Here is a 19,898-nt window from a genome sequence, read left to right as displayed (position 1 = left end):
GATTGGCGGGACAGGGCAACAGGACCCAGCCTGACGAAAGGGAGAAGGATATGATGAATTTCGGAAAGTCGGCTTTGCGTGGCGCTGCTTTTGCCTTTGCGATATTCGCCGTTCCCATGGCCATCGTGCCTTATGCCGGTCAGGCCTTTGCCGATAACACCGTGAAGATCGTCGTCAACAAGACCCCGATCACCAATGACGACATTTCCAAGCGCGTCGCCTTCCTGAAGTTGCAGCGCCAGTCCGGCAACCTCAATGAAAAGGCGCGTGAGCAGCTTGTCGATGAAGCGCTGAAGCGCGAAGAAATCGCCCGCGTCAAAATGTCGGTCAGTACGGAAGATGTCGATGCTGCCTTCGCGCGATTTGCCGGCAACAACAAGATGAAGCCGGAGCAGTTGACGAAGGTGCTGGCGCAGGCGGGTGTTGGCGCGGACCACTTCAAGGCCTTCATCGCCGTTCAGATGAGCTGGCCGCGCCTTGTGAACGCCCGTTATGGCGCGCGCGGCAAGATGTCAACGCAGGATCTGGTCACCCGCCTGAAGGAGCGAGGCGACAAACCGGTCACCACGGAATATTTCCTGCAGCAGGTTATCTTCGTTATCCCGGAAGCAAAGCGCAACGCCATCACCGGCAAGCGCAAGGCTGAGGCTGAAGCCTCGCGCAAACGTTATCCCGGCTGCGACCAGGCGATGAGCTTTGCCGCGACCATGCGTGATGTGGCAATCAAGGACCTCGGCCGCATTCTGGCGCCTGAGTTGCCGGAAGACTGGAAGGCTCTGGTAGAAAAGACCAAGGAAGGCGGCACCACCGGCACACGCGTGACCGAAAAGGGCGTCGAATATCTGGCCATCTGCAAGCAGCGCCAGGTTTCCGACGACTATGCGGCGGAAATGGTGTTCAAGTCCGAAGACCTGATGAAGGCCAAGGAAGGCGAAAACCCGAACGAAAAGAAGTACATGGATGAGCTGCGCAAGAAGGCGCAGATCGTCAACACCTGATATTGATACAAGAGCCGGGTCTTTCCGTGACATATGCATCCCTGCCGCTTGCCCTGACACAGGGAGATCCAGCCGGTATCGGCCCCGATATCGCCATTACCGCCTGGGCGAAGCGCCGGGAAAACGGTGTGTCCCCCTTCATCTTCATCGGCGACCCCGATGTGGTGGCAAGCCGCGCGGCGCTGATCGGCGTGCCGCTCAATATCGAGACCTGCGATGCGGACAGTGCCGTTGGCCTTTTCGAAAACGCGTTTCCGATCTTACCTCTTCCCGTCGGCTTCGACGTGCAGGCGGGGCAACCGCATGTCGGCGCTGCCCATGCCACGATCAAGGCCATCGAAACCGCCGTTTCGCTGACGGTCGAGGGCAAGGCTGCGGCCGTTGTCACCAATCCCATCGCGAAATCGGTGCTTTACGAGGCTGGCTTCGGTTTCCCCGGTCACACGGAGTTTCTGGCTGATCTCGCCTTCCGCCAGACCGGTGAACAAGTCACGCCTGTCATGATGATCGCCGGCCCCAAGGTCCGTGTCGTGCCGGTGACGATCCATATTCCCGTGAAAGATGTGCCGGCCGCGCTGACGGAAGAATTGATCGTCACGACCTGCCGGATCATCGATGCCGATCTGCGACGGAAATTCGGCATCGAGGCTCCGCGTCTGGCGGTTGCCGGGCTGAACCCGCACGCGGGTGAAGACGGCGCACTCGGCACGGAGGATCGCGATATCGTTCACCCCGCGACCATGCGGCTGCGCAAGGATGGGATCGATGCGTTCGGTCCCCTGCCCGCCGACACCATGTTCCACGATGCCGCCCGCAAGCGTTATGACGTGGCAGTGTGCATGTATCACGATCAGGCGCTCATTCCCGCCAAGGCGCTGGGCTTCGACGATTCGGTCAACGTCACACTCGGGCTGCCCTTCATCCGTACCTCGCCAGACCATGGCACTGCCTTTGGTATTGCCGGCCAGGGCATCGCCAATGAGGCGAGCCTCGTGGCGGCACTCAAGATGGCGGCGGACATTTCCCTCCGCAGCCGGGCCGGCGCATAATGGCGGCCATCGACGGACTACCACCGCTACGGGACGTCATCCAGCGTCATGGGCTCGATGCGAAGAAATCGCTCGGACAGAACTTCCTGTTCGACCTCAACCTTACCCAGAAGATCGCCAGAACGGCGGGACCGCTCGAAGGCGTGACTGTCATTGAGGTCGGGCCCGGTCCCGGCGGCCTCACCCGCGCTATTCTTTCGCTCGGGGCGAAAAAGGTCATCGCCGTCGAACGGGACAGTCGCTGCCTGCCGGCGCTGGCGGAAATCGAGGCGCATTATCCCGGACGGCTTGAGGTCATAGAGGGAGACGCCCTGCAGACCGATTTCGAGGCTCTGGTCCCCGTCGGCGAGCCGGTGCGCATCATCGCCAACCTGCCTTACAATGTCGGCACGCAATTGCTGGTCAATTGGCTTCTGCCGAAGCAATGGCCGCCCTTCTGGCTCTCCATGACGCTGATGTTCCAGAAGGAAGTCGGGCAGCGCATCGTGGCGGAAGAAGGCGACAACCATTATGGCCGCCTTGGCGTTCTCGCCGGCTGGCGTACGGTTGCCGAAATGGCCTTCGATGTCCCGCCACAGGCCTTCAGCCCGCCACCGAAGGTAACCTCCACCGTCGTGCATCTGCTGCCGAAGGACAAGCCGCTGCCCTGCGACGTCGCCAAGCTCGAAAAAGTGACCGAAGCCGCCTTCGGTCAGCGCCGCAAGATGTTGCGCCAGAGCGTGAAAAGCCTTGGCGGCGAGGCGCTGCTTGAAAAGGCTGGTATCGATCCCACGCGCCGGGCGGAAACGCTCTCAGTGGAGGAATTCGTGACACTGGCGAATTGCCTGTAACATCTGGCAGATGTTCGCCGTTCCGAACGGAAGCAACGGTTCCTGGACACCTGCGAATGGAGGAGCAAGTGCGTGGAGAATGCCGGTTTTCACTATAAGCTTGATATTCCCGCTGAAACGCCGGATTGCGCTGTCATCTTGCTGCATGGATCGGGACGAACGGAAGACGACCTCATTTCTTTTGGCCGCGCCGTCTTTCCCAAGGGGGCGTTATATGCGCCGAGGGGCGCGGTTCCCTGGGAGAATGGTTTCGCATTTTTTCGCAGAAAACCCGACAGAGAACTCGATATCGACGATCTGAAACATCAGGCAACCAGACTGTGCGGCTTCGTTGCCTTTGTATGTCAGCAGACGGCGCAAGAACCCCTTCTCGTCGGATACTCGAACGGCGCGATCATCGCGGCTGAAACCATGTGCCGGGCGCATCATCTGTCGAAAGGCGCCATCCTGCTTCGTCCGTTGTCTCCGAGAAAAGACCAGCCTCTTCCGAACCTCGCGGGGTACCCCGTACTTCTGCTTGCAGGCGTCAACGACGACCGGCGTCACCCCTCCGACGCTCCGCATTTGGCCGAGCAACTGGTCTCAGCCGGCGCTGATGCCGTGCTCGAAACGATCAATACAGGTCATGGCTGGGCGGAAGACGCGGCGGACGAGCGATTGTCACGGCGATGGCTGGCGCGCGGACTCATCGCATAAATCAGAGCTTCGGCTCTTCCTCCAGCAAAGCCCGCACGAAATCGAACATGCCATGGCGGCGGTCTCGGCGGACGCGTTCGGCTTTGACGATTGCTTCGACGGCCTCGAAAGCCGCCTGCAGGTCGTCATTGAGGATGACGTAGTCATAGTCGCGCCAGTGCTCGATTTCGGCGCGGGAATTGAGGAGCCGCGTCTTGATCACCTCTTCGGTGTCTTCGGCGCGGCGGTGCAGGCGCGATTGCAGTTCGGTCATGGTCGGCGGCAGGATGAAGATCGAGACCACGTCTGCCTTCATCTTGTCCTGCAACTGCTCGGCACCCTGCCAGTCGATGTCGAACAGCATGTCGCGGCCGGCGGCCATGGCATCTTCCACCGGCTCGCGCGGCGTGCCGTAGAAATTGCCGTGAACCTCGGCCCATTCCAGCAATTCCTCATTATCACGCATGCGCTCGAAATCGCGCTTGGAGATGAAGTGGTAGTGAATGCCCTCGATCTCGCTCTGCCGTCGAGCGCGTGTGGTGACGCTGACGGAAAGGCTGATATTCTTGTCTTTCTCAAGCAGGTTGCGCGCGATCGTGGATTTGCCCGCGCCGGAAGGCGAAGAAATCACCAGCATCAGCCCCCTGCGGGCGATCGTGACGGGAGAAATATTCACCGGGGCCATGGGTCTACTCCAGATTTTGGACCTGCTCTCGGAACTGGTCGATAACCACTTTCAGCTCTATACCTGCTGCGGTTACCGCACTGGCGTTCGATTTGGAACAGATTGTATTCGACTCACGGTTAAATTCCTGTGCAAGAAAATCGAGCTTGCGGCCAGCCGGACCGCCATTGGCCAAAAGCTCTCGCGAGGCCCGCACATGGGCATGCAGCCGATCAATCTCTTCGCGCAGATCCGCCTTGGTGGCGATCAGCGCCGCCTCGGCATGAAGGCGGTCACGATCAAGCCCGTGCATGCCATCGCCAATCAGCGCAATCTGCTGAGCAAGCCTCGCCGCGATCTGCTCCGGGTGACGGGAGGGATCGCTTTCAATGATGTTCACAAGCTGCTCGATCCGGTCGATATGACCGGAAAGGATGGCGAACAGAGATGCCCCTTCCCGCTCGCGCATGTCCTTCAGCTTTTCGACTGCAACAGCGAAGCCAGCCAGCACATCGCCGTTGCGCGCAGCCAGCGCCTCCGCATCGTCTTCCGCCTCGCGAAAATCGACCAGACCGCGCAACGTAAGCAGCGTATCGAAGCTCAATGGCTTGTCGTCGACGACATCGCCCAGTTCCTTCTTGAGCGCCAGAACCGCGGCGAGAGCATCGCGATTGATGACCGCCTCGAGCCGGTTCTCGGCAACTGAGAGCGCCAGTCCCGCCTGGATATTGCCGCGGGAAAGATGCGCGCCCGCGATTTCCCTCAGCCCGGTTTCCAAGGCTTCCAGACCGGCAGGCAGACGCAGGCGCAGATCCAGCCCCTTGCCGTTTACCGAGCGTAATTCCCACGCCCAGCGGTAGCGGCCGGAGGTGCCTTCGCTGCGCGCGAAGCCGGTCATCGATTGCAATGTCATATATGGAATCCCCCCGTCACGCCGCACGAAACCGGGCCTTGTGGTCACAAGGCCCGGCCGTGATTTATCAGTTAGTTATTGGCCGGTTTTTCCGCCTCTGCACCACCGGGCTGACCATCCACGACAACTTCGGGATTCGCTCCGGCAGCCGCCTTTTCGGCCTCGATTTTGCGCCAGCGGCGCACATTGGCATTGTGCTCGTCCAGCGTCTTTGCGAACACATGACCGCCCGTACCATCGGCCACGAAATAAAGATCATCCGTGCGCCATGGGTTGGCAACCGCCTCCAATGCGGCCCGGCCGGGATTGGCGATGGGCGATGGCGGCAGGCCCTTGATCACGTAAGTGTTGAACGGCGTCTGTTTCTGCAGATCCGATTGATAAATCGGCCGATCCGAAGGTTTGCCGTCACCGCCGAACAGACCATAGATGATCGTCGGGTCGGATTGCAGACGCATGCCCTTTTTCAGGCGGTTGTAGAAGACCGAGGCAACATGGGCGCGCTCGTCATCCTTGCCGGTTTCCTTTTCGACGATCGAGGCCAGCGTCACGAACTCCTCGACGGTCTTGATCGGCAGGTCGGGATCACGCCGTTCCCAGATCATGTCGATCAGCTTGTCCTGCGCCGCGCTCATCTGATTGATGATTTCTTCGCGCTTGGTGCCACGGGTGAAGCGGTAAGTATCCGGACGCAGACTACCCTCCGGTGGCAAGGTGGCGGGAAGTTCACCATCCAGAACCTCGTCGGCAGCAAGGCGGGCGAACATCTGCTTGACCGTCAACCCTTCAGGCAGCGACACGGAATAAAGGATCGACTTGCCCGATTCCAGCAGCATCAGGATGTCCTTCATCGATGCGCCGGCCTTGATCTCATATTCGCCGGTCTTCAACGTCTGGTCCTTTTGCAGATAGCTTCCGGCCATCAGACGGAAAACGCGTGCGTTGGAAATGATGTCATTGCGCTCGAGATTATTGGCGATCTCAATGAGACCGGCACCATTACGCACGGTGAAATGTGTATTCGTTTCAAGCGGCCCCGGCTCCTGAAACGCATTGATCATGTAATAAAAGGCGGCGATCGCCAGGACGCAAACGGCAACGGCAAGCGTCATCAGGAAGTTCAGGAAGATGACAAGCTGGCCATGGGCCTTGCGGGAGCGCTTCGGCGGCGCCGGCACCTTTTCCGGCCGCAAGGCTTCCGTCGGGGATTTCGGAATGATCGGACCGCGATTGCCTTCGCCCGCGCCGTTTTGTCCGTATGGTCCCTGGCTGTTCTGGTTCGTGTCGCTCACCGTCGGTCCTTTTCAGTTCGGCGTTGTCAGCGCTTTTTGCGCAGGTAATGCGGCAAAAACAGGTTCGGAATGGCTTCCTGCACCACATAAAGACACCGTGAAGCCTTCTTGTTCTACCTCACGAATATCACCTCGGACAAAGCCGATGGGGGAAAGATACCTGTGGTCCGAAATCGAGCAGACCGGCAAACTCTCCCAATCAATGACTACAATATCGGCGCGAAAACCGGAATGGCTTTCGCAAGCCGAACCACGTTCTTCTAAGGAAAGAACATTCTTTTAAAGCGTCCGGCAGGAGAGCGCCGCACCGCCGGGGACGGTATGCGGCGCGGACGCCATCGCGACGGCCACAGCCGCCGCGACTTACGCTTCGTAACGGCGCAGCACGAGGGAGGCGTTTGTGCCACCGAAGCCGAAGGAATTCGAAAGCGCCACATTGACCTGCCGCTTGCGCGCCTTGTGCGGCACAAGATCGATCTTGGTCTCGACATCGGGATTGTCGAGATTCAGCGTCGGCGGAACGATGTTGTCGCGGATTGCAAGCGTAGCGAAGATCGCCTCTATGGCGCCCGCCGCACCGAGCAGATGGCCGGTGGCCGACTTGGTGGAAGACATGGAAATCTTCGAGGCCGATTCGCCGACAAGACGCTCGACAGCTCCAAGCTCAATGGTATCGGCCATGGTGGATGTGCCGTGGGCATTGATATAGTCGATATCGTCAGGCGTCAGACCCGCCCGCTTCAGCGCCATCGACATGCAGCGGTAGGCGCCTTCGCCATCTTCGGACGGCGCCGTGATGTGATAGGCATCACCAGAAAGGCCGTAACCGACCACTTCCGCATAGATCTTCGCGCCGCGCGCCTTGGCGTGCTCCAGCTCTTCCAGAACGACGATGCCAGCACCCTCGCCCATGACGAAACCATCGCGGTCGCGATCATAAGGGCGCGAGGCTTTTTCCGGATTGTCATTGTGCTGGGTGGAAAGGGCCTTGCATGCCGCAAAACCGGCAAGCGCGATGCGGCAGACCGGCGATTCGGCGCCACCGGCGACCATGACATCGGCATCGCCGAGGGCGATCAACCGGGCGGCGTCGCCGATAGCGTGCGCGCCGGTCGAGCAGGCCGTCACCACGGCATGGTTCGGTCCGCGCAGCTTGTGGCGGATGGAAACCTGGCCGGATACGAGATTGATCAGGCGGCCGGGAATGAAAAACGGGGAAATGCGACGCGGGCCCTTGTCGCGCAGCGTATAACCGGCCTCGACGATGCCTTCCAGACCACCGATGCCGGAGCCGATCAGAACGCCGGTTGCGATCTGGTCTTCGTCGGTTTCAGGATGCCAGTCTGCATCAGCAAGCGCCATGTCGGCAGCAGCCATGCCATACAGGATGAAGGGATCGATCTTGCGCTGTTCCTTCGGCTCCATCCAGTCATCGGCATTGAAGGTGCCGTTGGAACCATCGCCCACGGGAATGCGGCAGGCGATCTTTGCAGGAAGGTCTTCGACTTCGAATTCAGTCACGAGACGGGCGCCGTTCTGGCCGGCCAACAGCCGTTCCCAGGTCACTTCCGTTCCACATCCAAGAGGAGATACCATGCCGGTACCGGTGATAACGACACGCCTCATCGCCAATGCTCCGCCCTTATCCAAATCATCGGTCTTCTGCGACATCGGGCACCACGGGGTGTTCACGCAATGGCGCAGCATTTCAAAATCACGGCATGAGAATCGCGGCTACCGTTCCGGGCCGTAACCTCATGCATCGCCGGGAAACGAGCACCTGTCGGAGCACGTGCCACCGGCCGATAAAACATTGGCCCGGACAAGCCGGGCCAAGACGGGAGGATATTGCACCTCCCCATGCGGGTCGATCAGGCCTGGGCCTTCTCGATGAACTTGACAGCGTCGCCGACGGTCAGGATCGAATCCGCAGCGTCGTCGGGAATTTCAACGCCGAATTCTTCTTCGAAAGCCATGACCAGTTCAACGGTATCGAGCGAATCAGCGCCCAGATCGTCAATGAAGCTGGCGCCTTCAACAACCTTGTCGGCGTCAACGCCAAGATGATCAATTACAATTTTCTTTACGCGTTCTGCGATATCGCTCATGTCGGTTTCCTCGACCTTTATTTTGAAGGGAATGCCTCGCGGCACCCTGCCCTGTTAGAAGCCCTCATGCGCCGTTCAAATCCGGCACTGCGGGCAAACCCGTTCAACCCGGTCCAAGCTAGACATCGTCACGCAAAATCGCAACGGCTTCCTGTCTCTCCGGGACGACTGTTCACAGTCTTGGCCCGCTTAACATGGTTTCAATCGGTCGAAAAGCCTGAAAACGCGCTAAGCACAGCGTATGACAGGCAATTTCGCCGAAAACCGGTCAGCGGGGCCTTGCGGCGCCAGCTACCCAAGAAGGTGCTTAAACAGCGCCGCAATCCTTTTCATGACGGACTTACGTGCCGTCAGATCATCGCCATGCCGCCGTTGACGTGCAGGGTCTGGCCGGTCATGTAGGCCGCTTCGTTGGAAGCGAGATAAAGCACGGCGGAGGCGACTTCGGCACCCGTGCCCATGCGCTTCATGGGAATGGCACCCATGATGGCGTCTTTCTGCTTGTCGTTCAGCTTGCCGGTCATGGCGCTTTCGATGAAGCCCGGGGCTACGCAGTTGACGGTAACGTTGCGGGTGGCGATTTCCTGCGCCAGCGACTTGGAAAAGCCGATCATGCCGGCCTTGGAGGCGCAATAGTTCGCCTGGCCGGGATTGCCGGTAACGCCGACGATGGAGGTGATGTTGATGATGCGGCCAAAACGGCGGCGCATCATCGGATGCGTCAGCTCGCGCGTCAGGCGGAACATCGCCGTCAGGTTCACTTCGATGACGTTATCCCAGTCTTCGTCGCTCATGCGAACGAACAGGCCATCCTTGGTGATGCCGGCGTTGTTGACGAGGATATCGACGCCTTCCAGCTCGGCTTCAGCCTTTTCACCGAGCGCTTTGACTTCAGCGCGGTCGGCAAGGTTGGCCGGGAAAATCTTGACGCGGTCGCCAAGTTCCGTCGCCAGCGCCTCAAGCTTTTCAACGCGGGTGCCGTGCAGGCCGACAGTTGCGCCCTGTTTGTGCAGAAGGCGCGCGATTTCTTCGCCAATGCCGCCGGTCGCGCCGGTTACGAGGGCCTTGCGGCCTGTCAGATCAAACATGTCCTATTCCTTCTTTAGAGCTTCGGACTGAAAATGTTGAGCGTTGTTGCGCCCTGAGGAATGCGGCTGCGGGAGAAATCCCGCCTCAGCCGATAAGCGTGGCGAGAAGCTGATCGATATCGGCAGCACCGTTGACGGCAACGCCATTCACCGTCTTGTCGATACGGCGGGCAAGGCCCGTCAGCACCTTGCCGGAACCGATTTCGTAAAGCTGGGTCACGTTGTTGGCGGCGAACCATTCCACCGTCTCACGCCAGCGCACCTGGCCCGTCACCTGCTCGACCAGCAGGCCGGCGATCTCATTGGCGTCGGAAACGGGGGCGGCACGCACATTGGCGATGACAGGAACGACCGGATTGTGCTTTTCGACTTTGGCCAGCGCCTCGCGCATGGCTTCCGCCGCCGGCGCCATCAGCGCGGAGTGGAAGGGAGCGGAGACCGGCAGCATGATGGCGCGCTTGGCGCCCTTTTCGGAAGCGATTGCCGCTGCCTTTTCGACAGCCGCCTTGCTGCCTGATATAACCAGCTGGCCACCGCCATTGTCGTTGGCGATCTGGCACACGCCGAGAATGCCAGCCTCGTCGCAAATGGCGGAAACGGCATCGTGCTCAAGCCCGATGATTGCGGCCATCGCGCCCTCACCCACCGGCACGGCGGCCTGCATGGCATTGCCGCGGATGCGCAGAAGACGGGCGGTATCGGCAACCGAGAAAGTACCGGCGGCACAGAGCGCCGAATATTCGCCGAGGGAGTGGCCCGCGACATACGAAACCGTATCGGACAGTTTTAATCCGCGCGCCTCAAGAACGCGCATGACCGCCATCGAGACGGCCATGAGGGCCGGCTGGGCATTGGCCGTCAGCGTCAGCGTCTCTTCAGGGCCGTTCCACATGATGTCGGAAAGCTTCTGGTCGAGCGCTTCGTCGACTTCCTGAAACACGGCGCGTGCTTCCGGATAGGTATCCGCCAGCTCCTTGCCCATGCCAACAGCCTGGCTTCCCTGACCGGGAAATGTGAATGCAATACCCATGGGATGTCGTCCTTCTTGTCTGGCCTTGCCTTTATTCTTGTCGACTTCCATTCACATTCCCACCAGCGAAGTCAAGGCTTGAGGCCGCCTGCCGGCCCGGTGTGAGGGGTTTTGTCGTGCTGTTTCCCCCTTTCTTTTCATCATATTTTTTCTTGCACTGCGGCAATTCCCCATTACTTTCACACCACCTTCCAAACTATCTGGCCAAGCACCGGGACATTTCCATGAAACAGAGACTATTGGGCCGCACGGATATTTCCGTGTCTGAAATCTGCCTCGGCACCATGACATGGGGCACACAGAATACCGAAGCCGAAGCGCATGCGCAGATGGATTACGCCGTCGAAAACGGCGTCAATTTCTTCGATACGGCAGAGCTTTACCCCACCACGCCCGTTTCCGCGGAAACCCAGGGCCGGACGGAAGATTATATCGGCTCGTGGTTTGAAAAGACCGGAAAGCGCGATCAGGTCGTGCTCGCGACCAAGGTTGCCGGCTCAGGACGCGATTACATTCGTGGCGGTCGCGATATCGACGCAGCCGCAATCCGTGAGGCTGTCGATACCAGCCTCCAGCGCCTCAAGACCGACTATATAGACCTCTACCAAATCCACTGGCCGAATCGCGGCACCTATCATTTCCGCGGCGCATGGAGCTTTGACGCTTCCGGCCAGGACACGGCGCGCACGCTTGCCGAAATCACCGAAAAGCTGGAAACGCTCGGCGAACTGGTAAAGGCCGGAAAAATCCGCGCCATTGGCCTTTCCAACGAAAGCGCCTGGGGCACGCAGAAATATATCGACATCGCCGAAGCCAAGGGCCTGCCGCGCGTCGCCACGATCCAGAACGAATATAACCTGCTCTATCGCAGCTTCGATCTGGACATGGCGGAAGTTGCCCACCATGAAGATGTCGGCCTGCTCGCCTATTCGCCGCTGGCGGCAGGGCTGCTGACCGGCAAATACCAGAACGGCGCCCGTCCCGCCGGTTCACGCGGAACCATCAACAAGGATCTCGGTGGCCGCCTGCAGCCGCTTCAGGAAGCTCCGGTCAAGGCCTATCTGGAGCTTGCCGCCGCGCATGGTATCGACCCCGCAAAACTCGCCATTGCCTTCTGCCTGACGCGCCCCTTCATGGCCTCCGTCATCATCGGCGCCACCACGATAGAGCAGCTGAAGGTTGATATTGCGGCAGCGGATGCCACTCTTTCCGAGGACGTGCTGAAGGGCATCGCAGCCATTCACCGGCAATATCCAATGCCGATCTGATGATCGAACGGCGCGCTTTTTCGCCTCTGCCCTTGCATTCCGGGCAAAAATCCGTATAAGCGCGCTGTTCACAACACCCGGTCCAATTGGCTGGTGGCTGAACGGAGGGCTGGTTCCGGTGACGGAACAGCAGGAACCATAAGGTTTTTCCGGCCTCCCGTGTCTCCGCTCTCGACCGTCTCGAACAACGCTTTTCTTGCTTTAAGGCTCACGCCTTTTCAGGAGCAGTCGTTGAGGCTTAGCGCCGTTGCCGGGTGAAGGACGAAACGCAAGAAAGGCAAAGCTTAAATGGCTCTTTACGAACACATCTTCCTTGCCCGGCAGGATATTTCTGCCCAGCAGGTCGACGCACTTGTCGAGCAGTACAAGGGCGTTATCGAATCGTTCGGCGGCAAAGTCGGACGCATCGAGAACTGGGGTCTGAAGTCCCTCACCTACCGCATCAAGAAGAACCGCAAGGCTCACTACGCTCTCATGGACATCGACGCTCCGGCGGCCGCCATCCATGAAGTCGAGCGCCAGATGCGCATCAACGAAGACGTTCTTCGCTACATGACCATCGCCGTCGAAGCCCACGAAGAAGGCCCGTCCGCGATGATGCAGAAGCGCGACCGTGACGACCGTCCGCGCCGCGATGGCGACCGTCCGGACCGTGGCCCGCGTGAAGATCGTGGTCCCCGCGAAGACCGTCCGCGCCGTCCGCGCGAAGACCGTGCATAAGGAGAATTGACCAATGGCTGACGCATCCTCTTCCCAGGCACGCCGCCCGTTCCACCGCCGTCGCAAGACGTGCCCCTTCTCCGGCGCCAACGCTCCGAAGATCGACTACAAGGACGTACGTCTCCTGCAGCGCTACATTTCCGAGCGCGGCAAGATCGTTCCTTCCCGCATCACGGCCGTTTCCCAGAAGAAGCAGCGCGAACTCGCCCAGGCGATCAAGCGCGCCCGTTTCCTCGGCCTGCTGCCCTACGTTGTAGCGTAATGAATTGAAGCGGGGCTGCGTTTAGCGCGGCCTCGCTTTTCCAGATCCTTCCGCGTTGGGCGCGGATCGATACTCTAAATCCCATGTTGGGGATGAGGCTCTCACGAGCGATCCTCTAACTGCTTAGTTTCAGCAGGACAGCGAAGTGCAAAAGTTGAACCAGACAGTGCTGATCTCCGGCGTTCTCGCCGGCATATGCGCCGCGTTTTTAACGCTTGGCGCAACGGCACAGTCGTCCTTTTCCTTCCTGCTCTATGCCGGTTCCGCCATGCCGATCCTGATCGCAGGCATGGGCTGGGGTAATCGCGCCGCCATCGTCGCCATCATCACCACCGCCATCATCGGTGCGCTGGTCATGTCGCCGCTGTTTGCGCTGACCATCGCGATCTTCACGCTGATCCCGGCGGGCTGGCTTTCGCATCTCGCCAATCTGGCGCGCCCGGCTTCCGAAATCGGCGGCCCGGATGATCTGCTTGCCTGGTATCCGCTCTCCGGTATCGTGCTGCACCTGTGCATTCTGGTTTCGGTCGCCGTCGTCATTCTTGGCTGGATGATCGGTTACGGTCCTGATCTGGTCGCGCGCATGGTCGATATCATGATGACCTCGGTGCAGAACCGCGAACCGCTGTTCGAGCCCAATGCCGAAGCGCTCGCCCAGACGAAATCGCTGCTGGTGCTGATGCTTCCCATTGTTCAGGGTGGTCTCTGGGTCATCCTTCTGTTTGGGGCCTATTATTTCGCGACCCGGCTGGTCGGCTCTTTCGGCAAGGGCCTGCGCCCGCGTGAGGACATTCCCTCGGCACTGCGCATGCATCGCAACGCGATCTTCATTTTCCTGGCCGGCATTCTCGCCATGTTCCTTGGCGGCGTGGCGGCCATGATCGGCGCGGTCATCTGCGGCACATTTGGCGCGGGCTTCCTGATGGCGGGTTATGCCTCGCTGCACAAGCGCGCCCGCGGCAAGGACTGGCGCCTGCCGGTCCTCATTCTCGCATATCTCTCGGCGGTCTTTGTCTTTCCGCTGTTCATCATTCTCGTGTTCGGCCTCAGCGACGTGCGCAGCACGATCTCCCTGACGCCGGCGCGGAAAACCGACACTACGAACGAAACCAAACCATAGAAAGGATCAAGAAGATGGACGTTATTCTTCTCGAACGCATCAACAAGCTCGGCCAGATGGGCGAAACCGTCAAGGTTCGCGACGGCTATGCCCGTAACTTCCTGCTGCCGCAGGGCAAGGCGCTGCGCGCCAACGCCGCCAACAAGACCCGTTTCGAAACCGAGCGCGCAACGCTCGAAGCTCGTAACCTCGAGCGCAAGTCGGAAGCCCAGAAGGTTGCCGAAGCACTCGAAGGCAAGTCCTTCATCGTTGTCCGTTCGGCTGGCGAAACCGGTCAGCTGTACGGTTCTGTTGCCGCCCGCGACGTCGTTGAAATCCTGGCTGCCGAAGGCTTCAACATCGGCCGCAACCAGGTGGAGCTGAACACGCCGATCAAGACCATCGGCCTGCACAACGTTACCCTGCACCTGCATGCCGAAGTCGAGCTGCAGGTCGAGCTGAACGTTGCCCGTTCGGCTGAAGAAGCAGAGCGTCAGGCCAAGGGCGAAAGCCTCACCTCCGCTGACGCCATCTACGGCGTTGACGAAGACGCGCTGCGTCCGGAAGACTTCTTCGATCCGGAAGCTGACCGCGACGGCGACGACGAGTAAGATCTGGCCTAACGGTCAAAGGAAAACCCCGGATGGCGACATCCGGGGTTTTTTGTTTGCGTGGTCTGAGTTTGCGGAGCGATACCCCCCTCTGCAAACTCAACGCCAGACTACCTCGCCGCCGTCTCCGCCCCATCGGGCGCCTTGCTCTTGTCCACATGCACCACCACAGACATTCCCGGCGAAAGTTCTGCCGCCAGCGGCTGATCCGCGTCGATGGTGATACGCACACCGAGACGCTGGGCGATTTTCACGAAATTGCCGGTCGCATTGTCGGGCTTGATGACGGCGAATTCCGAACCCGTGGCGGGCGAAAAACGCTCCACATGGCCGGTCAGCTTCCGGCGATGCAGCGCGTCCACCGAGATCGTCACCGGTTGGCCGACCTGCATGCCCGCAAGCTGAGTTTCCTTGAAATTGGCGATAACCCAGACATCATGCGGCACAACGGCCATCAGCTGCGTGCCGGCGGTGACATATTGGCCAGTGCGCACGCCGATTTCGCCGAGCCTGCCATCCACGGGCGCACGGATTTCGGTATTGGCGAGGTCGATCCGGGCAAGCTCGACGGCCGCTTCGGCATTTGCGACCGCAGCCTGCAGCGAACTGCGGTTAACGATGATGGTCTGCAGATCCTGCCGTGAAACCTCAAGGGCGGCTTTCGCCTGCGAGAGCGATGCCCGCGCCTTTTCCAGTGCGGCATGGGCTTCTTCCTGAAGGCTGGAAGTTCCCACACCGCTTTTTATGAGATTATCCTGCCGGTCGGATGCCAGTTGGGCCTGTTTCAGCGAGGCTTCGGCGCTGTCGACCGCGGCCTGGCTGGAAAGAATATGGGCATTGGCTGCATTTTCCTGCTGGCGGGAATTATCGAGAGCCGCCTTTTGCGTATCGAGCGTTGCTTCCGCCTGCGCCTGTTTCTGGCGATAGATACGGTCATCAATCTTCGCCAGCAAAGCACCCTGCTTCACCTCCTGATAATCCTTCACCGGCACATCCACGACATATCCGCTGACCTGCGGGCTCATGGTCGTGACGTAACCGCGCACGAAGGCGTTGTCGGTCATTTCCACGGTGGAGAGAAAGGGCGGCAGCCGCCAAGCGTAAAGCACGAGCGCAACACCGGCGAAACCGCCGAGCAGCACGAGAATGGAAACGGGAGTAAAAAACTTCTTCAACATTTTGGCACTCTTGGAAGGTTCAAGACTGGGGGGCCGGTGCGGCATCGATGTCCTCCCGGAAAAGGAAGGGGCGGATGCGCAACCATGCGAGGTGGATCAAAAGCGCGGCCAGCGCCAGCGCGGAAACGACGGAGATGAGCAGGAACGTGTCATTATAGGCAAGCACATAGGCTTCCCGGCTGACTTGCTGGCCAAGCAGCGACAATCCCTCCGCCTTCAGCAATGCCGGATCGGTGATGACATGGCTGTAAGCACCGGAAAGCTGGGAGACACGCTGGGCAACGAGAGGGTTGGTGAGCAGGATGTTCTCCACCAGCACATTGGAGTGGAATTTCTCCCGCAGCGTTACGAAACTGCCGAGCAGGCCCGTCATCAGCATGGAACCGGTGATCTGCGTAAACAGGAAGATGGTGATGAAGTTCACCAGATAAGGCGCACCCCGTGCCAGTGCTGCGCCGAAACCCTTCGCCATGACAGGCGGCAGGAACATGGCCGCACCGAAGGCGATCATCATCTGGCTGAGATACATCTGTTCGGGGCGGGTGAGGTTCGTCGACTGGCTGTCCATAAATGAACCAGCCGCGATCAGTGTCAGCGCAATGACATGCGCGGTTTCGACATATTTCGTCAACATCAGCCATGCGCAGGCCGCCCCGCCAAGAATGGTGGCAAGCAGCACGAGGGCATAAAGCATGGTGGTCTGGTCGTTGAGCAAGCCAAGCTGCTGATAGAAGCTGACCGCGGTGGAGGATTGTTCCGACGAGACCGCCCGGTAGACAAGCAGGACGGCAATAGCGTGCAGGTTGGTTTTGGAGAAAATCCAGCGCAGGTCGAGCAACGGGTTCTTACGCGGCAATTCGATGAAAGCCATCAGTGTCAGAAGCGCGATGGATGTCGCCAGCAGCGCGCCAAGCCACCAGGTTTCGAACCACCAGTAGAACCGGCCGAGCGTCAGCATGACTGCAAGGCAACCGAGACCGCCCGCAAACAAGAGATAGCTGAGGATATCCATACGCTCGATCACCTTCGTACGCGGTGGCGGTGTGACCTTGAGGACGTAAATCATGGCGAAGGAAATCAGCGCAAAACCGACCTCCATCGAATAAAGGGCATTCCAGCCATCGATCGCCAGCAGCGAGGGTGACACCATGCGCGCAAGCGGCGCCGACAACAGCGTACCTGTCAGTGCGATGCTGAATCCCAGCGAGAATTTTCGCGCGGGCGGAAAGGCCTCAAGAATATAGAGAAAGCCGAGCGATGAAATCGGCGCGGCGGCCATGCCGCTGACGAAGCGGATGACGATGGCCGAATGCAGGTCCGTCACGAAGAGGTTGAGGCAGGAAGCAACCACGAACGCGATGATCGAAAGTTCGGCGAAGGGCCGCAGGCCATATTGCGCGCGCACCTTGAACAAGGCGATGGAAAAGGTGGCATAGGGTGCCATATAGGCAGCGGATAACCAGGCGACCTCGGCCACCGTCGCCGAAAACTCGCCCTGCAGCTGGTAGATATTGGCCATGACGAGGTTCATGCCGAGGCCCTGCGTAATGAAAAACGACAGGCCTGCAAAAATGAAACACAGCCGAAGCCACAATGGCCGCTCCATCGGCTGAGGTGCAGCTGCGGCAGACGGGGCCTGCGTGCCGCTGCCGGCGCCGGCGTCCGGTGATTGAGCCGGGCCCGTCGTCTCTGTGGGGACATTGGCGGGCCTGTCCTTTTCGGCGGCGTCCGACGCTGCTGTTAGCGGTAAAGAGGTGCTCACGATTGCGCCCTCCCCGCTGCAAGATTTTGCAGATTGGCCGAAAGCCGCCGCATGACATCCAGCGCCATTGCCAGCTCCTGCGAGGAGATATCGGCGGCGATTTCCGAACGCAGCGACTTTGCCATTTCCTGCACCGTCTGCGAGGTTTCTTCGCCCTCCGCCGTCATGTGAATACGTTTGGCACGCCGGTCGTTCTCATCGGATCGGCGTTCGATGAGGTTCTGCTTCTCCATGCCATCAAGCACCCGCACCAGTGTCGGTGTCTCAATTTCCATTTCCTCCGCGAGCTCCGTCTGCGTCAACGGTCCGCGCCGCGAGAGCGCGAAAAGTGCACGCGCACGCGCCAGCGTCAGCCCGCTTTCCCCTACCCGCGCATCGAAAAACGCGCGCAGTTTGCGGGTGAAAGCGGAAACTTCATCGAGAAGCTGTTCCTTGTCGGTCTCGCGGGACATGTCAGCAAGCCTTATAATTAGTACACTACTTATTTTCTGCCTATTTATTCGTAAGGCTGACGATTTTCAAGTTTCTTTCGTGCCGGGTCTGCCATGCGGTAAACTCATGGCGGCGAATCACGTTGCCGGGAAATTTCCCGCTTTGTCCCCATCCCGCCTGTGGATTGCTGGGGACAACTGAAGATGTGATCCGACTTCGCTCAGCGGACGTCGGCCTGCCATGGAGTGTTGCAACAATATCATTGACTGCAATGGCACAGAAAGCCAAACCCGAGGTGTAAGAACAGGCAAAGGGAGATCGCGCAAACCATGAACGACGCTGTGAGAAAGATCACCCCCGCGCAACCGGCGGAACCGCATTACCGCGAAGCGCCGAACAATATCGAGGCCGAACAGGCGCTGCTCGGCGCCATCCTCGTCAATAACGACGCCTATTACCGCGTATCGGACTTCTTGAAGCCCGTGCACCTCTACGAACCGCTGCACCGCAAGATTTTCGAGGTGGCAGGCGATATCATCCGCATGGGCAAGACCGCCAATCCGGTGACGATCAAGACCTTCCTGCCGGCCGACGACAAGATCGGCGACCTGACGGTGGCGCAGTATCTCGCGCGTCTGGCGGCAGAAGCCGTGTCGATTATCAACGCCGAAGATTACGGCCGGGCGATCTATGATCTGGCGCTGCGCCGAGCGCTGATCCAGATCGGCGAGGATGTCGTCAACATCGCCTATGACGCGCCGCTCGACATGCCGCCGCAGGCACAGATCGAAGACACCGAACGGCGCCTGTTCGAACTGGCGGAAACCGGCCGTTACGACGGCGGCTTCCAGTCGTTCAACGACGCGGTGGCGCTGGCGATCGACATGGCGGGCGCGGCCTTCGAGCGCGACGGTAACCTCTCCGGCATCTCCACCGGCATCCACTCGCTTGACGCCCGCATGGGTGGCTTGCAGCGTTCCGACCTTATCGTGCTTGCCGGTCGTCCGGGTATGGGCAAGACCTCGCTTGCGACCAACATCGCCTACAATATCGCCGCTTCCTATGAGCAGGAAGTGCAGCCGGACGGCTCGTTCAAGGCGAAAAATGGCGGCGTTGTCGGTTTCTACTCGCTCGAAATGTCCTCCGAACAGCTGGCAACGCGTATCATTTCAGAGCAGACCGAAGTTTCCTCGTCGAAAATCCGTCGCGGTGACATCACCGAGGCCGATTTCGAAAAACTCGTCGCCTGCTCACAGATGATGCAGAAGGTGCCGCTTTACATCGACCAGACCGGTGGTATCTCGATTGCCCAGCTTTCCGCGCGCGCCCGCCGCCTGAAGCGCCAGCGCGGTCTCGATGTTCTGGTGGTCGACTACGTTCAGCTGATGACCGGCTCCGGCAAGAGCGGCGAAAACCGCGTGCAGGAAATCACCCAGATCACCACGGGCCTGAAGGCGTTGGGCAAGGAACTCAATGTTCCGATCATCGCGCTGTCACAGCTCTCCCGTGCGGTGGAAAGCCGCGAAGACAAGCGCCCGCAGCTTTCCGACCTGCGTGAATCAGGTTCCATCGAGCAGGACGCCGACGTGGTGCTGTTCGTGTTCCGCGAGGAATATTACGTCAAGAACATGGAGCCGCGCGATCCTGCCGATCCGAAATATGCCGAGTGGGAAGCGCTGTTCGACAAGGTAAAAGGCACGGCTGACGTCATCATCGCCAAGCAGCGTCACGGACCGACCGGCACCGTGAAGCTTGCCTTCCAGTCCGAATTCACCCGCTTTACGGACCTGGCCGATCCAAGCTTCAGCCAATACGAAGAACATTGAGGCGGCAATAATTGCCGAGAGGGTATGTTTACCGTCTCGGCTATTTCCCACGTTCCGGAAACAAGGCTCGAGTCCTTTCAAGACGTTTGTGGC

The 19,898-nt window shown here is 59.7% G+C and carries 20 protein-coding genes; 10 read left to right on the top strand and 10 right to left on the bottom strand.

Translation table 11 applies throughout. The features are described from left to right. The first annotated feature begins 50 nt into the window (after positions 1 to 50). From K7A42_RS18780 to K7A42_RS18765, 4 genes are all read left to right on the top strand, one after another. Positions 51 to 998, top strand: a complete 948-nt coding sequence (locus K7A42_RS18780; RefSeq protein WP_006700162.1) for a peptidylprolyl isomerase — start codon at positions 51 to 53, stop codon at positions 996 to 998. 26 nt (positions 999 to 1,024) lie between these two features. Next, on the top strand, positions 1,025 to 2,047 hold the full coding sequence (gene pdxA, locus K7A42_RS18775; protein ID WP_037089223.1) for a 4-hydroxythreonine-4-phosphate dehydrogenase PdxA: 1,023 nt from the start codon (positions 1,025 to 1,027) through the stop codon (positions 2,045 to 2,047). Beyond that, a complete protein-coding gene (rsmA, locus tag K7A42_RS18770) occupies positions 2,047 to 2,877 on the top strand; it encodes a 16S rRNA (adenine(1518)-N(6)/adenine(1519)-N(6))-dimethyltransferase RsmA (RefSeq protein ID WP_004441067.1) in 831 nt (276 codons plus the stop codon). The genes pdxA and rsmA overlap by 1 nt, the downstream gene beginning before the upstream one ends. A gap of 72 nt (positions 2,878 to 2,949) precedes the next feature. Beyond that, on the top strand, positions 2,950 to 3,573 hold the full coding sequence (locus K7A42_RS18765) for an alpha/beta hydrolase (RefSeq protein WP_184285389.1): 624 nt from the start codon (positions 2,950 to 2,952) through the stop codon (positions 3,571 to 3,573). 1 nt (position 3,574) lies between these two features. Here K7A42_RS18765 and gmk read toward each other — a convergent pair whose 3' ends face one another. The 7 genes from gmk to fabD all read right to left on the bottom strand — a co-directional run bounded on the left by gmk (position 3,575) and on the right by fabD (position 10,647). Beyond that, positions 3,575 to 4,237: a guanylate kinase gene (gmk, locus tag K7A42_RS18760; protein ID WP_004441063.1), complete on the bottom strand. Its 663-nt coding sequence runs from the start codon at positions 4,235 to 4,237 to the stop codon at positions 3,575 to 3,577. A gap of 4 nt (positions 4,238 to 4,241) precedes the next feature. Beyond that, positions 4,242 to 5,129: a YicC/YloC family endoribonuclease gene (locus tag K7A42_RS18755; RefSeq protein WP_045534207.1), complete on the bottom strand. Its 888-nt coding sequence runs from the start codon at positions 5,127 to 5,129 to the stop codon at positions 4,242 to 4,244. 71 nt (positions 5,130 to 5,200) lie between these two features. Then, a complete protein-coding gene (gene mltG / locus K7A42_RS18750) occupies positions 5,201 to 6,421 on the bottom strand; it encodes an endolytic transglycosylase MltG (protein ID WP_004441060.1) in 1,221 nt (406 codons plus the stop codon). 363 nt (positions 6,422 to 6,784) lie between these two features. Continuing rightward, a complete protein-coding gene (gene fabF / locus K7A42_RS18745; RefSeq protein ID WP_004441057.1) occupies positions 6,785 to 8,047 on the bottom strand; it encodes a beta-ketoacyl-ACP synthase II in 1,263 nt (420 codons plus the stop codon). Positions 8,048 to 8,292: 245 nt separating this feature from the next. Continuing rightward, positions 8,293 to 8,529, bottom strand: a complete 237-nt coding sequence (locus tag K7A42_RS18740; RefSeq protein WP_003502080.1) for an acyl carrier protein — start codon at positions 8,527 to 8,529, stop codon at positions 8,293 to 8,295. Positions 8,530 to 8,879: 350 nt separating this feature from the next. Further along, complete coding sequence (gene fabG, locus K7A42_RS18735; protein ID WP_037088954.1) at positions 8,880 to 9,617, bottom strand: 3-oxoacyl-[acyl-carrier-protein] reductase; 738 nt, start codon at positions 9,615 to 9,617, stop codon at positions 8,880 to 8,882. A gap of 85 nt (positions 9,618 to 9,702) precedes the next feature. After that, the gene (gene fabD, locus K7A42_RS18730) at positions 9,703 to 10,647 is read right to left on the bottom strand and encodes an ACP S-malonyltransferase (protein ID WP_022555932.1); all 945 of its coding nucleotides are present in this window, start codon (positions 10,645 to 10,647) and stop codon (positions 9,703 to 9,705) included. Between the two features lie 224 nt (positions 10,648 to 10,871). Here fabD and K7A42_RS18725 point away from each other — a divergent pair, with 224 nt between their 5' ends. The 5 genes from K7A42_RS18725 to rplI all read left to right on the top strand — a co-directional run bounded on the left by K7A42_RS18725 (position 10,872) and on the right by rplI (position 14,607). Continuing rightward, a complete protein-coding gene (locus K7A42_RS18725) occupies positions 10,872 to 11,915 on the top strand; it encodes an aldo/keto reductase (RefSeq protein ID WP_282455694.1) in 1,044 nt (347 codons plus the stop codon). 288 nt (positions 11,916 to 12,203) lie between these two features. Then, positions 12,204 to 12,635 carry a 30S ribosomal protein S6 gene (rpsF, locus tag K7A42_RS18720; RefSeq protein ID WP_004441041.1) on the top strand — a complete coding sequence of 144 codons (432 nt, stop codon included), beginning with the start codon at positions 12,204 to 12,206 and terminating at the stop codon, positions 12,633 to 12,635. Positions 12,636 to 12,648: 13 nt separating this feature from the next. Further along, complete coding sequence (gene rpsR, locus K7A42_RS18715) at positions 12,649 to 12,897, top strand: 30S ribosomal protein S18 (RefSeq protein ID WP_003502063.1); 249 nt, start codon at positions 12,649 to 12,651, stop codon at positions 12,895 to 12,897. A gap of 145 nt (positions 12,898 to 13,042) precedes the next feature. Continuing rightward, positions 13,043 to 14,017, top strand: coding sequence for a membrane protein (locus K7A42_RS18710; RefSeq protein WP_037088951.1), 975 nt, complete (start codon positions 13,043 to 13,045; stop codon positions 14,015 to 14,017). Between the two features lie 14 nt (positions 14,018 to 14,031). Continuing rightward, positions 14,032 to 14,607 (top strand): 50S ribosomal protein L9, encoded by a 576-nt coding sequence (gene rplI / locus K7A42_RS18705; RefSeq protein WP_004441037.1) that lies wholly within the window; start codon positions 14,032 to 14,034, stop codon positions 14,605 to 14,607. A 110-nt stretch (positions 14,608 to 14,717) separates the two neighbouring features. Here the strand turns inward: rplI and K7A42_RS18700 are convergent, their stop codons facing one another. From K7A42_RS18700 to K7A42_RS18690, 3 genes are read right to left on the bottom strand one after another with little or no spacing between them, the layout of a single operon-like run. After that, positions 14,718 to 15,785, bottom strand: a complete 1,068-nt coding sequence (locus K7A42_RS18700) for an HlyD family secretion protein (protein WP_034496251.1) — start codon at positions 15,783 to 15,785, stop codon at positions 14,718 to 14,720. 19 nt (positions 15,786 to 15,804) lie between these two features. After that, a complete protein-coding gene (locus K7A42_RS18695; protein WP_282455693.1) occupies positions 15,805 to 17,547 on the bottom strand; it encodes an MFS transporter in 1,743 nt (580 codons plus the stop codon). After that, the gene (locus tag K7A42_RS18690; protein WP_004441032.1) at positions 17,544 to 17,999 is read right to left on the bottom strand and encodes a MarR family winged helix-turn-helix transcriptional regulator; all 456 of its coding nucleotides are present in this window, start codon (positions 17,997 to 17,999) and stop codon (positions 17,544 to 17,546) included. Before K7A42_RS18690 ends, K7A42_RS18695 begins: the two co-directional genes overlap by 4 nt. A gap of 309 nt (positions 18,000 to 18,308) precedes the next feature. Between K7A42_RS18690 and K7A42_RS18685 the strand changes: the two genes are divergently transcribed. Beyond that, a complete protein-coding gene (locus K7A42_RS18685) occupies positions 18,309 to 19,805 on the top strand; it encodes a replicative DNA helicase (RefSeq protein ID WP_004441029.1) in 1,497 nt (498 codons plus the stop codon). The last annotated feature ends 93 nt before the right edge of the window (positions 19,806 to 19,898 follow it).

The sequence above is a fragment of the Agrobacterium sp. InxBP2 genome (assembly GCF_026191755.1).
GTDB classification, from domain to species: domain Bacteria; phylum Pseudomonadota; class Alphaproteobacteria; order Rhizobiales; family Rhizobiaceae; genus Agrobacterium; species Agrobacterium pusense.
The sequence above is the reverse complement of the archived record's forward strand: the minus strand, read 5'-3'. Positions and strand labels throughout refer to the sequence as shown.